At 63.9% G+C, this 13910-nt stretch carries 12 protein-coding genes; 5 read left to right on the top strand and 7 right to left on the bottom strand.

Annotation, left to right across the window (positions count from 1 at the left end; all coding sequences use genetic code 11):
- Positions 1–120: 120 nt before the first annotated feature.
- From KJP30_RS04405 to KJP30_RS04390, 4 genes are all read left to right on the top strand, one after another.
- On the top strand, positions 121–1308 hold the full coding sequence (locus KJP30_RS04405; RefSeq protein ID WP_218447775.1) for an FAD-dependent monooxygenase: 1188 nt from the start codon (positions 121–123) through the stop codon (positions 1306–1308).
- Positions 1309–1340: 32 nt separating this feature from the next.
- Positions 1341–2042, top strand: a complete 702-nt coding sequence (locus KJP30_RS04400; RefSeq protein WP_218447774.1) for a fumarylacetoacetate hydrolase family protein — start codon at positions 1341–1343, stop codon at positions 2040–2042.
- Positions 2043–2400: 358 nt separating this feature from the next.
- Complete coding sequence (locus KJP30_RS04395) at positions 2401–4131, top strand: hypothetical protein (RefSeq protein WP_218447773.1); 1731 nt, start codon at positions 2401–2403, stop codon at positions 4129–4131.
- 11 nt (positions 4132–4142) lie between these two features.
- Positions 4143–5135, top strand: coding sequence for an SUMF1/EgtB/PvdO family nonheme iron enzyme (locus KJP30_RS04390; protein WP_218447772.1), 993 nt, complete (start codon positions 4143–4145; stop codon positions 5133–5135).
- Positions 5136–5218: 83 nt separating this feature from the next.
- Here the strand turns inward: KJP30_RS04390 and KJP30_RS04385 are convergent, their stop codons facing one another.
- Positions 5219–6730: a hypothetical protein gene (locus KJP30_RS04385; protein ID WP_218447771.1), complete on the bottom strand. Its 1512-nt coding sequence runs from the start codon at positions 6728–6730 to the stop codon at positions 5219–5221.
- 306 nt (positions 6731–7036) lie between these two features.
- Between KJP30_RS04385 and KJP30_RS04380 the strand changes: the two genes are divergently transcribed.
- On the top strand, positions 7037–8110 hold the full coding sequence (locus KJP30_RS04380; RefSeq protein WP_218447770.1) for a tetratricopeptide repeat protein: 1074 nt from the start codon (positions 7037–7039) through the stop codon (positions 8108–8110).
- A 58-nt stretch (positions 8111–8168) separates the two neighbouring features.
- On the opposite strand, the gene KJP30_RS04375 is transcribed toward KJP30_RS04380, so the two are convergent.
- The 6 genes from KJP30_RS04375 to KJP30_RS04350 all read right to left on the bottom strand — a co-directional run bounded on the left by KJP30_RS04375 (position 8169) and on the right by KJP30_RS04350 (position 13887).
- Positions 8169–9350 carry a vWA domain-containing protein gene (locus KJP30_RS04375; protein ID WP_218447769.1) on the bottom strand — a complete coding sequence of 394 codons (1182 nt, stop codon included), beginning with the start codon at positions 9348–9350 and terminating at the stop codon, positions 8169–8171.
- A gap of 153 nt (positions 9351–9503) precedes the next feature.
- Complete coding sequence (locus tag KJP30_RS04370; RefSeq protein WP_218447768.1) at positions 9504–9671, bottom strand: apolipoprotein acyltransferase; 168 nt, start codon at positions 9669–9671, stop codon at positions 9504–9506.
- A complete protein-coding gene (locus tag KJP30_RS04365; RefSeq protein ID WP_218448427.1) occupies positions 9668–11056 on the bottom strand; it encodes a DUF2927 domain-containing protein in 1389 nt (462 codons plus the stop codon). Before KJP30_RS04365 ends, KJP30_RS04370 begins: the two co-directional genes overlap by 4 nt.
- A complete protein-coding gene (locus tag KJP30_RS04360; protein WP_218447767.1) occupies positions 11056–11556 on the bottom strand; it encodes a GNAT family N-acetyltransferase in 501 nt (166 codons plus the stop codon). Before KJP30_RS04360 ends, KJP30_RS04365 begins: the two co-directional genes overlap by 1 nt.
- Positions 11557–11777: 221 nt before the next feature.
- A complete protein-coding gene (locus KJP30_RS04355; RefSeq protein ID WP_218447766.1) occupies positions 11778–12680 on the bottom strand; it encodes an AEC family transporter in 903 nt (300 codons plus the stop codon).
- A gap of 58 nt (positions 12681–12738) precedes the next feature.
- Complete coding sequence (locus KJP30_RS04350) at positions 12739–13887, bottom strand: cytochrome-c peroxidase (RefSeq protein ID WP_218447765.1); 1149 nt, start codon at positions 13885–13887, stop codon at positions 12739–12741.
- Positions 13888–13910: the final 23 nt, after the last annotated feature.

Below are 13910 nucleotides of genomic sequence, written 5' to 3'. Positions count from 1 at the left end.
AATGTCGGGCGGTAACGGAACCTTTCTGCAAGCCTTTCTGGCAAAAGCAATTTATGCCACCGGGATTTGACCGAACCTTCCGCCTTCGACAAGTATTGTACAACAATTATGGAGGCTCCCGTGACACCGAAAAAGAAAATCCTCATCGCCGGCGCCGGTCTGGGTGGCCTGACTGCGGCGGCCTGCCTGTTGCAGGCGGGCCATGAGGTGCGGATCTTTGAGCAGGCCCCCGAACTGGGCGAGGTCGGCGCGGGTATTCAGGTCAGTGCCAATGCCACCAAGGTCCTGCGCCACATCGGCGTTCTGGAGGCTCTGGCCGAGCTGGCCGTGCATCCCAAGCGTACCGAGCTGCGCCTGCATGACACCGCCGAGGTCGTCGCCACGATCCCGCTGGGCAAGGCGCATGAAGAGAAGTTCGGCGCGCCCTATTACCACGTCTATCGCCCCGATATTCACCGGGTGCTGGAGGCCCGCGTGCGGGAACTCGATCCCGGGGCAATCACGCTCAATGCCTCGGCCACCGCCTACGAGGAGGACGCCGAGGGCGTGACGCTGCATTTCGCCGATGGCCCAAGCCAGCGGGGCGATGTGCTGATCGGCGCGGACGGGATCAAATCCGTCGTGCGCGCCCAGATGCACGGCGCGGAACCGGCGAATTTCACCGGCAATGTCGCATGGCGCGTCATGGTGCCCGCCGACCGCCTGCCGGCGCAGTTCATGGACAAGGTGTTCATCAACTGGATGGGGCCGGGCAAGCATATGGTGGTTTACTGGGTCAATCAGGGCCGGCTGCTGAATTTCGTCGGTTGCGTGGAAAAGCCCGACTGGACGCAGGAGGGCTGGACCGTCAAGGCGCCCTGGGAGGACCTCAAGAAGGATTTTGAGGGCTTCCATCCCGACGTGCAGACCATGATTGATGCCGCCGACCGCGATGCCTGTTTCTGCTGGGCGCTGAACAACCGGCCGCGGCTGCCTTTCTGGTCCACCGACCGGGTGACGCTGCTGGGCGACAGCGCACATCCCACGCTGCCCTACATGGCGCAGGGCGCGGTCATGGCGATCGAGGACGGCGCCGTGCTGTGCCGCGCGCTGGACGAGATCGAAACGCTGCCCGGCGCGCTCAGGGCCTACGAGGCGGCGCGCCTCGACCGTACTGCGCGCATCGTCGATGAATCCACCGAACACGCCAGGCTGTTCCATTTCGACACGCACCAAGAGTTCCGTGACGCCTTTGCCGCCAAGGATCCCGCAGCCGACCGGGCCAAGTGGCTTTACAACTACGATCCGCTGACTGTGCCGCTGAGTTAAAGGCGCAGGCCCGCCCGAAAGGACATGCCCCGATGACCGACTACGTGTTTCCGCCCCATCCGCAGGCCTCTGTCGCCGTGCGAGACAGCCACGCGCGCTTTCCGGTGCGCCGCATCTTTTGCGTCGGGCGCAACTATGCCGCCCATGCGCGTGAGATGGGCAAGGATCCTGATCGCGATCCGCCGTTCTTTTTCACCAAGCCCGCCGATGCGGTGGTGGAAAGCGGCGTGCCGGTGCCCTATCCGCCGGGCACGGCGAATTTCCACTACGAGATCGAGCTGGTGGTCTACATCGGCAAGTCGGGCCGAAACATCGCGCAGGACGAGGTGATGGATCACCTCTGGGGCGCCGGGGTGGGGATCGACCTGACCCGCCGCGACCTGCAACTGGAGGCGCGCGACAAGGGGCGTCCGTGGGATTTCGGCAAGGCCTTTGACCGTTCGGCACCGCTGAACCCGATCACGCCGCTGGCGCGGGTGCCCGCGCTGGACCGGGGGCGTATCTGGCTGGCGGTTAACGGCGAGGTCCGGCAGGACGCTGATCTGTCCGAGCTGATCTGGTCTGTGCGCGAACATGTTTCGATCCTGTCGCATTCCATCGCGCTGGAGGCCGGAGACATCATCATGACCGGAACACCCGCGGGTGTCGGCGCGGTCGAGCCGGGCGATGTCATAACCGGCGGGATCGACGGCCTTGGCGAAATCGAGACTGAAATTCTCGACCGCATCGAATGAACAAAGAGCGATATTCGCGTTAAACGCGAGCGGTACTGGCCGGGCTCGCCTTTTCGGGCGTCCCGGCGGCCTGGTCCGTCGCAAAGATGCTGACAATCCGGGCGGATGCCCGGGATTGGCGACATGCCGTCCTGCCCCTGTGGCGGCTGTGCATAACATCCGCGCGAGCTGTGCCGCGGGGGTTGCTTTCCCACAGTCAACCTTGTCATTTGTAACTTTGACTGTCCGATCACGCGCGGCGCTGCCGGAATTTTTTCCAGCCACGCGGGGCCGGTGACGAATTCTTTTTCCTTCGAAGGCGCCAGCCGCTTTCCCGGGACAACGCGAGAGGAAAATCGTGCGACCCAAGAGCTTTCTCATGACGACCGCGATGACGGCGCTTGCAGCCGTTTCGTTTCAGGCTTCTGCCGCGCTGGCCGATGCCGGGGCCGTTCTGGATCCGCAGACCCGCGCGCTTCAGATGGAGCAATACGAGGCGGATCGCACCAAGACCATCTTTGAACTGCAACCGTTCCGGACCACCGAATTTGCTCAGGGGGCCGACGGCACCAGCTATGAACTGGTCTCGCTGAACCCGGGGGTGAATTCGTGGTACGTGCTGACCGTCAGTTCGGAGGGGTTCTGGTCCACCACCCGGCAGTTCCACCTTGAACTGTCGGACCCTGAACATACCGTGATGGCGCTTGCCGGTGGCGATGAACCGGCGCTGGTATTGACCAGCGAAGCGGGCGAAAACCGCTGTACCCCTTGGGCGGGCCGCCGCCCCGAACTGGATGAGGCGCAGTATCGCGGTTTGCCTTTTGCGCCGATCTGCGAAGAGCGTGTGTTCCTGCGCAACCGGGTCAAAGGCAACTCGACCAACCGTGAGGCGGTGGCCGAATTCCTGCGTGACAACGTGGTGTTCGGCGAAAGCATCGTGAACATGATCAAGGGCTCTTTCTATGAAGATGCCTTCATGAACTCCGGCCCGGTGATCGAGGGTGCGGACGCAGGGGAGACGGTCAAGGCGCTTGGCAAGGCCAAGCTGGATTCGGCACCTGTGTTCCGCGCCAGCTTCAACTTTGATCTGGAGGGGGCCGACAACGGCCGCGTCGAGGCGGGAAGCTGGTACGCGATCAAGGATGTGCCCGGCGTCTACGCCAGCGCCATGAAACCGGGCATGATCTCGCGTGAGATCCTCAGCCGTCCCGGAGAGACCCATGCGCTGGATGGTGTGGAACGCGGCGCTGATGTCTACATGATCGCTTTTGACCTTGAACAATTCGAACTGGGGTACGAACTGGGCACGGATCACCCGCGGGTGGAATGGTCGCCGCGTCCCTCGGGTGCGGGGCGCAACTATCGCATTCCCGGTCCGGATGGCATCGACGATGTTGCGCCGCTGGTACGGTCGGGCATGTTGAGCCCGTCCAAGACCGACCGCGTGGTGGGCACCTTTGCCGCCGGGTTCAAGCGCAGCCACGGTGCGTGGCGCCTGACCGAGAAAGCCTATACCAATTACGGCCACCACTATGGGTTCATCAGCGAGGGCGTGGTCTTTTCCAAGCTTCAGCCCGATCTGGCGACGATCCTTGTTCTGGACGATGGCACCATCGACATGCGGGCATGGACCGAAGAGGACAACAAGCTGCTGCCGCGGATCCGCTTTGCCCGCCAGAACGGTGTGCCGCTGGTGGAACCCGATCCGGCCACCGGCGAAGGCGTCCCCGGCAGCCAGGTGCGCAGCTGGATGGGCGGCAACTGGTCCGGCGATGCGGATGCCAAGCTGCGCACCCTGCGCGGAGGCGCCTGCATGAAAACCGCCGGTGGGCGCGATTTCCTGATCTACGCCTATTTTTCCACCGCCACGCCGTCGGCCATGGCCCGCACATTCCAAGCCTATGGCTGTGAATACGCGATGCTTCTGGACATGAACTCGCAAGAGCACACCTACGCGGCGGTCTATACCCATGAAAACGGCGACGTGGTCCCGCATCACCTCGTGGGGGGCATGGCCTCGATCGACAGCCGTCGCCGCGATGGCACGCCGATCCCTCGGTTCGTTGGCTTCTCGGACAATCGTGACTTCATGTACCTGCTGCGCAAGTGAGGAGGCGACCGATGTACAGGCGGAAACTGCTGGGAGTAGGGCTGTCGGCCCTGCTGGCCGGGATACTGGGCGTGTCCGACGTGGCCGCACAGACCCTGCAACAGAACAATGAGGCCATGTTCCGCCAGATGCAGGCGGCCCGAGGCGTCACCGACGCCGAGATCAACCGCATCCGCAAGATCTTTGCCGGGTCGCGCTGGATCGGTCAGGGCAACCCGTCGATCACCCGGCACCCTCTGACACCAGAACAGGCGCAGGCGCGCCTGCCCGCCCCGGCGCTTGAATTCTATCGCAACAAGCAGTTCGAAAAGATCTGTGGCGAGAAATACATGGCCCCGCTTTATGATCCGGCGACGCAAAGACCCGAGGATGCCAAGGTCTGTGCGGATATGTTCGAATGGCCGAACGTTCCGCTCGCCTATCCGGTGACATGGGTCCGCGCCCGCGAGGCGGCGGAGCTGTGCTGGGCCGAAGGCAAGCGGATCGGTGACGCGCATGAATGGGAAGGGGCCTCACACGGGGCGCTGACGCCTCCGGATTATTTCTTTGGCATGAGCGTTCAGGCCGCCCGCGCGGCACATAACCGCAAGTACCAGTCCAGCGCACGCTACAGCATCGGTCCGACATGGAAGAGCGGTGTCTGCGCCACCGGCAGCTTCAAATCCGGCAGTTGCAACGGCGGGAGCTTTACCGGCTGCGGATCGAACACCTACCCGGCGGGCAGCTTTCCCAACTGCAAGAGTCCCTTGGGCGTCTATGACATTGACGGCAACGCGGCCGAGCATATGAACCTGCCGCTGGCCGCAGACCAGATGGCCAGCCGCGGCAGCAAGAAGCTGGGCGTGACCGAGATGAAGGGCAGCTGGTTCATCTGGGATACCGTCCGGGCGCATACACACTGGAGCCGGTGGCGCGCGCCGTATTGGCATGGTTCCCGGGTGTTGGCGCAGGGCAGCCATCACAACTATCACCTCGGGTTCCGGTGCTTCAAAGACGTGAACTGACCCAAGAGGATGTCGACATGAAAACGCCGCCAGAGCAACTCTGGCGGCGTTTTTCGTTGTGATCTCTGCGTTTGGGCAGGGGATCAGTTCGCGCTGGCCACCCGCAATTGCGCGGCCCGGATCGGACCCTCGTCGCTCAGCAGGCCGGCATAGTCCGGATCGGCCATGAGATCGGCAAGGCGCACCGGGCGACCGTTCAGATATGCGGTCTGGCTGATCAGGCGGACACCGTGGCTGTAGTCGGCATAGGTTGCACCGTGAACCGTGCTAAGCGGTTGGATGGCGCGGCCATTGGTACGGTGCCAGCCATAGATCGCCACGCGGCCACGATTGCTGTTCAGCCGGTTGGTGATCACGAGATCCTTCTTGTGGCCGGAAATCAGGTGGCCCGCGACCGACGCGCCCTTGACCTGTCCTTCGACGGTGCGGTTGTGACGCACGAGGTAATCGGTCGAGGACATTTGCGGGCCCGGTGTCATTGGCTGCGGTGCAACACGTTTGTCGGCGGCCCGATAGATCAGGTCAACCATGTGGCGGGTTGGCAGCATCATGTCAAACCGTCCGGCGATCTGCATCGCGGCGGGCAGGCCCATCGGAACACGGACGAAATCACGGTCGCTGCCCACGGCAAGATAGTCAGGTGTCGCGCAAAAAGTGATCTGAACCCGCGATCCGTCGCGGGCGCGGCCCGTGACTTGAACAGGGACAAGATCCTGCAAGAAAGACGGCATGTTGCCGCCCATGATCTCGCGCGCGACAAGCCGGTCACGCTCGGTGCCGCTGACGCGCATCAGGCCGGACATGACCGAAGATCCGGCCTGTGCCGATCCCCGGCGGTTGGGCATGGCGCGTGTCAGGCGCGAATTGCAGGCCGCACCGGCGACCGGGCGTTCAATCGTGCGCGGCAAGGAGGCCAGCGTGACATCGGGCGCATCGGCTTTGGGCGCATCGGCCACTTGCGGAAGTTCAGGCACCTTCAAACCCTCGGGGCGCAATTGCGGACGCAGCGAAACCGCAACCTGAATGGTGTCGGGCTCTTTCGGCAGGTCCAGCTGCGGACGGGCCTGCGGGCGGATGCCGCCAAGCGAAGCCTGCCGCGGCAAAAGCGAGGATTTCAGAACTTCCTCGTCAGGTTCGGGCGTGACATCGCGCGGCAATGCGGCAAGCGCCGGCGGAACGGCGGCGACATCGGGCGCAGGCAGCTTGTCGGCCCCCGGAAGGGCAAGACCCAGCGGCGCGCTGCGCATCATGTCGGGCGCGGCGGCATGGGCACGCTGTTCCGGCAGTTGATGCGGAGGATGCCATGTTTGCGCACGGGGCAGGCGGCGGACAACATCGTCCACCACGATCCGGTGCGGGGCTGCCGCCACCGGTGCCAGCTGGCTGACGATGACGGGCGTCGCCGGGCGGGCCGTGACCCCTGTGCCATCGTCGGACGAGACAACAAGAACCGCAATGGCCGCCGCCGCGTTGGCCGCAGCAAAGCCAAGCGCGATAGCCACGTTTCGCGGGCGTCGCGCCGCCGCTTCAAGTCTGGAAATCCAGCTCTTGCGGTCATCGGAGATTTCGAGTTCGGAGGAATGTGCCTGCATCATGCGCTGCCTCCTAGTCTTGAAGCGTTAAGCGAACAATGACGATGCGCACAGCCACCCCCGTCATGCGCGGGAAGCCGCCGGAGAGACTCACAGCCATCCTGTGACTGCAAGGCCGCAAAGCGGGTCATGCACCGATTTGTCCGTCGATAGGGTTTGATCTCATCCAGTTGGAATGAAAAGGTAACTCTGGTTTTAAGTCAATTTGCTTCGGCAACCGGTGGCGGAAATCCGCAGAGGCTGGCATCCGGGCAACAGCCCGCCGGTCATTTGTGGAGAAAACGCTTAAAAGTTGAAAGGAACGCGCGAATGACCCGTTCGACACGCAATACCGCAAAAGTGATTCTGGCCTCTTTCCTTCTGCCGCTTGGCGCGCCCGCAGGCGCGGCCGGGGCAGATGCCGCTGCTGCGCTCTGCCACGAACTGGCCGGGCCGGTCACCGCAGAGGCCCCGGTCAGCAAACAGGCGGTCAGCGACTACTTCCGCGCCCTGCGCTCGGCCCGGGCGGCCTGTGAGCGGGCAGTGATCGGGGCCTCGCCTGATCCGCAGGCGCTGTTCCATGTGGCCGTCCTGATGCAGTCCGATGGCGAACACGCGCTGGCCTTGGAAACCTTCGAACTTGCCGCCGAGGCGGGCATTGCCGCCGCACGCACCAAGGTCGGGGATTATTACAATTTCGGAACCGGCGACGTTCAAGAAGACCTTGGCCGCGCCGTGGCCGAATATCGCGCTGCCGCCGATGCCGGCGACCTGCCGGCCAAAGCGACCTTGGCGATCATGTTCCAGCTTGGTCGCGGCACCTCCCGCGATTTCCGCCAGATGATCAGCCTGCTGGAGCAATCCGCCAACGGTGGCTACCATTTCGCGCAACTGCGCCTTGCGGCTATCTATTTGAACCCCACCAGCAACATGCCCCGCAGCCTTGCCGAGGAACTCGGCCTGCCGGATGCGGTCAAGGCCGCAGAGATGCTGGAACGCGCTTCGGCTCAGGGCAATGAGGATGCGGCGCGTGCGCTGAAGCAGCTCTACTCCGAAGACGGCCCCGTGACCGATCCGGTGCAACGAGCGGCCCTGATCCGCCGTTCCGCACAGGGCGGCGACCCGGCCGCGATCAACGCGCTTGGCTTCCTTTACGAACGCGGCGAAGGCGTGGACTACGACCCGGAACAGGCGGCCTCGCTGTATGTGCAGGCTTTGGAAACCGGCAAGGTCTCGGTCAATGATATCCGCGGAGAGGTCGGCGGCCGCGCCGTGGCATGGGATCGCGACACTGCGCTGGCCTTCCAGCGCATGCTACAGGAGCGCGGCCTGTACAATGGTGCGCTGGATGCCAAGGTTGGCCCGGGCACCCTGCGCGCCGCCCAAGGGTTGGCCCGCCAGTAATTTCCGTACCCTGCGCACGTCGCAAGTCCCGGGGCCGAGGCTTGCGCAGCGCGACCGCCTAGCCCAGCAGACGCATGCCCCGGTCGATCCCGTCCAGCGTCATCGGCACCATCCGGTCCTCGAATATTTCGCGGACCATCTGGATCGACTGGGTGTACTGCCAGTGCTTTTCCGGAACCGGATTGATCCAGAGATGATCGTGCCATTGCTCACGCGTGCGTTGCAGCCAGACCTGCCCGGCCTCGGCATTCCAGTGCTCGTTGGCGCCCCCCGGGTAGGCAATCTCGTAAGGCGACATCGAGGCATCGCCGACAAAGATGCATTTGTAATCCGGCCCGTAGGTGTTCAGCACCTCCCAGGTGGGCGTCTGCGCATCCCACCGCCGGGCATTGTCGCGCCAGACACCCTCATAAAGGCAGTTGTGGAAATAATAATGCTCGAGATGTTTGAACTCCGAGCGCGCGGCCGAGAACAGTTCTTCAACCACTTTCACAAATGGGTCCATGGATCCGCCTACGTCGAGGAACAGCAAAACCTTGACCGCGTTGTGTCGTTCCGGGCGGGTGACGACGTCCAGATACCCGTGTTCGGCAGTGGCCCGGATCGTGCCATTGAGGTCCAGCTCTTCCTGCGCGCCCTGCCGCACCCAACGCCGCAGCCGCTTCAGCGCCACCTTGATGTTGCGCGTGCCCAGTTCCACCGTGTCATCCAGATTGCGGAACTCGCGCTTGTCCCAGACCTTGACCGCCCGCTGGTGGCGCGACTCGTCCTGTCCGATGCGCACGCCTTCGGGGTTGTACCCATATGCGCCAAAAGGCGAGGTCCCAGCGGTGCCGATCCACTTGTTGCCACCCTGATGACGGCCCTGCTGCTCTTTCAGACGCTCTTTCAGGGTCTCCATCAGCTTGTCGAACCCGCCAAGCGCCTCGATCCGGGCGCGCTCTTCCTCGCTCAGATGCTTCTCGGCCTGTTTGCGCAGCCAGTCCGCCGGCAATTTGATGGCCTCAAAGACCTCCTCGGCGCTGATGGCCTCCAGTCCCCTGAAGGCCGTCGCAAAGGCACGATCAAAGCGGTCAAGATGACGCTCGTCCTTGACCATCGCGCTGCGCGCCAGGAAATAGAAAGCCTCGACATCATAGGTCGCCAGCCCCGCGCGCAGACCTTCGAGAAAGGTCAGGTATTCGCGCAGGGTCACCGGCACGCCGGATTTTCGCAGAGTCTCGAAAAAGGGTACGAACATGGCGCGACGCTAGCCTGATTCACCCCACAAGCGAAAGGGCCTGATCGCCGCCGGAAAACGCCGCGCTTCAGGTTTCTTCTGTCAGCAAATATCCCGGGGGAGTCCCGCAGGGACGGGGGCAGCGCCCCCCGTGATCCCCGCGCCAATTCCCGCTCAGGTCAGCGTTTTTTCCAACGCGATGGTCACGAGCAGCCCCAGCAGGCCAAAGGCGATCGCATAGATCACCGTGTATTGTGCAATATCCGCCCAGTTGCCCTTGCGGCGTTTCGCGGTTGTTCCACCGATGATGGCGCCCAAAAGCGCCCCGAGGATCACGATCATAGCGTTCCCTGTCCCTGCCTCGCGGGATTGAGCGTGCCGATCTCGCGCAGTTTCGCGCGGACCGCCCAATCCGAGCCGAACCCGTATCGCGCCCAGCCCAGCGAGTCCACTCGGACATTTCGTCCCTCGGTGGCGCGTCCGGACAGGTCCAGCGCTTCGGCCCGCAACATCAACAACGTCGCCAGAAGGGCTGCGTTTTCGTGACGGGCGGCAGTGTCCAGATGCGGGCCGATCAGGGCCAGCGCCTCTTGCGGATTGCCCGAGGCAATGGCGTAGGCGGCCAGTTGCGAAGCGACATAGGCCCGGTGCAGGGCGGTGTCCGGACGATAGCCGAAATAGCGCTGCGCCAGAACAAAATGATCCTGCGCCGCCTGCGGATCGGTGGCCTGCAACAGGCGCCCCATGGCGTAATGCGAAAAGGCGCGGCGGTGGTCGGTCCACCCCATGGCCGACGCGACCTTGAGCGCCTCGACAGCGGCGGCACGGCGCTGTGCGGGGTTCGCGCCGGGGCCAAGCGCGGTCTGCACCGCGTCGATCCAGACACGCGGGGTCCGCGCCAGCCGCCGCGCCGGTACGGCCTGACCCCGCGGATTGATCCGGGCAAGGATGCCGGGAAGTCGGTCGGCCACGTCTCGGCGGCTCATGCCGGTGCGCAGCGCCGGGTCGTAATAGGCGCGCAGTATCAGCATGTCATAGCCGGTCAGGACAGTGTGCACGTTGTCGTCGTTGAACACGCTGTCGGGCAGCCGGTAGAGATCGTTCAGAGGACCGATGGCCTGCGCCAGTTCCTCGTGCAGACAATCGCGCACCTCTTGCGGGCTGGCATCATTGGGCAGGAAGATCGCAAGCCGTTCGCGCTTGGTCAGGGTGGACCAGCTGACCGCGCGGGACCGTCGTTTGCCGCGATATTCCTCAAGCGAGGAAACATTGGGCACCACGAAACAGGCGGCCTGCGGCAGGGCAGCGCGGATCTCGGCCCGGCTGACGGCCTCTACGGTGATATTTGCGTCCGGTGCGCCGGTCAGGGCAATGTCGATCCCGGCCTCGCTGCGCAACCGGTGCAACAGGCGGCGCAGGTCCGGCGCCAGCGACGACGGCGGCGCGCCGGTGACGCGCACGGTGATGGGGGTATCGAACCGGGTAAAGGTCTTGAGGGGGCGACCGGATTCAAGGGCAAAGGAAAGGTCGAGGAAATCGCGCGCAATGTCGATGTTCGAGGCCACGGGCGCCTGCGGGCGCGGGACGGCAAAGCTCTTCATCGGTGGCAGAGTGCTGGAACTGTTGATCGACGCGGCGCGGGTGGCGGCGCTGTCGTTGGGCGTTGCGGGCATACAGGCGCCCAGCAACAGGCAGAGAGGCAGGAACAGGCGGCGGGATCTGCGCATCATGCCCTCTGGTACTTGATAAAGGGCGTGACGCTGCCGATCCGATCATAAAGCTGGCGCGCGGTGCTGTTGAACTCTTGGGTCAGCCAATAGACAGAGGCCGCGCCATGCGCGTCGGCCCGGGCATAGACAGCCTCGATAAGCGCGCGCCCGATGCCCTGTCCGCGGACTTCGGGGAGGGCATAGAGGTCTTGCAGGTAACAGACCTCTTCGATCTTCCATGCGTGGCGGTGAAACAGGTAATGGGTCAACCCGACCGGTCTGCCATCCAGTTCGGCGATCAAAGCATTGAAATCACGGGGATCGTCGCCAAGAAGGCGTGCGAAGGTGGACGCGTAGACCGGTTCGTCGACCGAGCTTTCGTAGAAGGCCAGATAGGCCGTCCAAAGCTCACGCCACGCCGGTTCGTCCGCGGCACGCAAAGGGCGCACCGTGAGAGCCGTTTTCTGGGACACTATCGAAGCCTGCCTGCTTGTTGTCCGTGTGGATGTTGTCAACATCCCTTGGTTTTCTGTCCTCTGTGGGGTCACTATAGGGCAAAAGCTGGAAAGCTGCCTAGCGCGATGCCCGCCTGTGGATAATTTTTTCCCGATTTCGGGAAAATGCTGCCTGAGACTATCCTTTTCAAAAGGTTAACAGGTCTCGGGGTGAGCCCTTTTTGCCACGATCCGGCCTGTTGCCGGTTCGCTTCGGGGGCCAATGGCGGCAGGATTGCGGCCAGTCAGGCCAGCCAGGCCAGCGAAATCAGCGACAACAGGCTGGTCCAGATGATGACCGGGGCAATGGCATCGGTGCGGACGCCGTAAAGCAGCGCCAGCGCAAAGGCCATCGCACCCGACGGGCCTGCGGCGGTCAGTGTAAACAGGGTCTGCCAGGTCTCGGGCGGGGCGACGGCCCAGACAGCCGTGGCAACCAGAGCGGGAAAAGCCAACAGCTTTAGCGCGGCAACCGTGGCGATCACCGGTGACGGTGTCAGGGACTGGCCCGACAGGATCACGCCAAGCGCAAATAGCGTCAGCGGTGCCGCCCCGGCGCCTGCAAAATCCATCGCGGTCAGCAGGGGGGCGGGCACGTCCAGCGCGGCGAGGTTGAACAGCATTCCGCAGGCGATCGCGATCAGTACCGGGTTGGTCGCTATCCGCTTGAACGCCGGGCCAAACCCAGCGCCGCGATTGGCCATCAGGTCGGTGCTGACGATGAAAAAGGCAAAGGTGATCGCGGAATCCCAGGCCACGATGGCGGTGACGGGCAGGGCGGCGGCCTCACCATAGATCAGAAAGCTGATCGGCCAGACATAAAGGAGCGTGTTCACAAAAACGGTCGCCATGGACAGCAGCCAGGCCTCGACCATGTCCCGCCGAAACACCAGTCGGCAGACTGCCAGCGCCAGCAGGAACAGCGCCACCTGCGAAGCTGCGTATCCGGCCAGCGGGGCCACCCGAAAGGTGGGCCAGTCCAGCGCGGCGATCAGCGGAAAGATCAGCGCCGGTTGCAGGATCAGAAAGGCCACGCGGTTGATTGCGGCTGCTTCGGTTTTGCTGATCGTGCCGGTCCGGCCCAGCAGAAAGCCCAGTGCCAGCATCGAGAACACGGGCAGAATGTCATGGGTGAGAATGTGAAGCATGGATCCGTCCGCGGCTGTGGCCTGCACAGATCACGCCGCGCGGCCAGAGGCAAGCCGCTCAGTCCCCGGGCAGGAGATGTTCGTAGCGGGCATCAGTCAGTGTCCTGAGAAAGGCCAGCAGTGCGTCGATGCGTTCATCGTCCAGCGCGGGGCCGTGTGTCAGTTCCTTGGCGGCCAAGGTGTCAGGCACCTGCGGCAGGCCGAACAGCGCGCCGGTTTCAGGGTTGATCTGACGGGCCGGCGACAGCGAGTTGTAGCGGTTGTAGAACAGGATCACCGTGCGCAGGTCTTCGAAGACGCCGTTGTGCATATAAGGGCCGGTCACGGCCACGTTGCGCAGCGTGGGCGTGCGGAACTTGCCGCGTTCGGTCGCGTCATCGACCTGCGGATTGGCCAGCAGCCCGTGGTCCACCGTGCCCGGGGCGACGCCGTTCTGTGCCCGCAGGGCGGTGTTTTCCGGCACGCCGATGTTGTGGAACAGGTAATCAGTAAAGGTTTCGCGCGGGTCCATCTGGCTGCGGCCGATCTGGTGGCAGAGGTTGCAGTTGGTGAATTGCTCGGAAAAGAACAGAAGCCGGCCCAGCTCTTCTTCGCGGGTCAGTTCTGCCTCGCCGCGCAGGAATCGGTCGTATTTGGAATCGAATGGCGCGAAGATCTTGGTTTCCTCGAAGGCGGCGATGGCCTGCGTCATGGCCGCATAGGCGGTATCGGCATCCTCCCAGACAGCGGCCCCGAAAAGCTGTGGAAAGGCGGTCTGGTACACCGGGTTTTCGCGCAGGCGCGCGACAACCGCAGGCTTGTCGGGCATGCCCATCTCGATCGGGTTCAGCGGTGGCCCCCCGGCCTGATCGGCCAGTGTCGCGGCGCGGCCATCAAGGAACTGCCCGCCTTTCCACTTGCCGTCCTCGGTGCGGTGAAAGGCGGGCGACAGCGCGGCATACATCGCCGTAGGCGCGTTCCGATCCCCCAGCGACACGCCATTGTCCCCGGGCGAGGCCATGCCGCGCGGATCGGCAAAGGCAAAACCGGGATCGTGGCAGGTGGCGCAGGATTGCGTTCGGTTGGCCGACAGGTTCGTGTCATGGAACAGCAGCTCGCCCAAGGCGGCCTTGCTGGCGGGTGCGGGCGGATCACCCGCGGTGGCCGCGATGACAAAGACGGCGGCACCAAGGCCAAGGGCGGCAAGACCGGTCAGGCGAAAGAACATGGCGACTCCGATTTTCGCGGATG

This window comes from Antarctobacter sediminis, from assembly GCF_019218285.1.
Classification (GTDB): Bacteria; Pseudomonadota; Alphaproteobacteria; order Rhodobacterales; family Rhodobacteraceae; genus Antarctobacter; species Antarctobacter sediminis.
The sequence above is the reverse complement of the archived record's forward strand: the minus strand, read 5'-3'. Positions and strand labels throughout refer to the sequence as shown.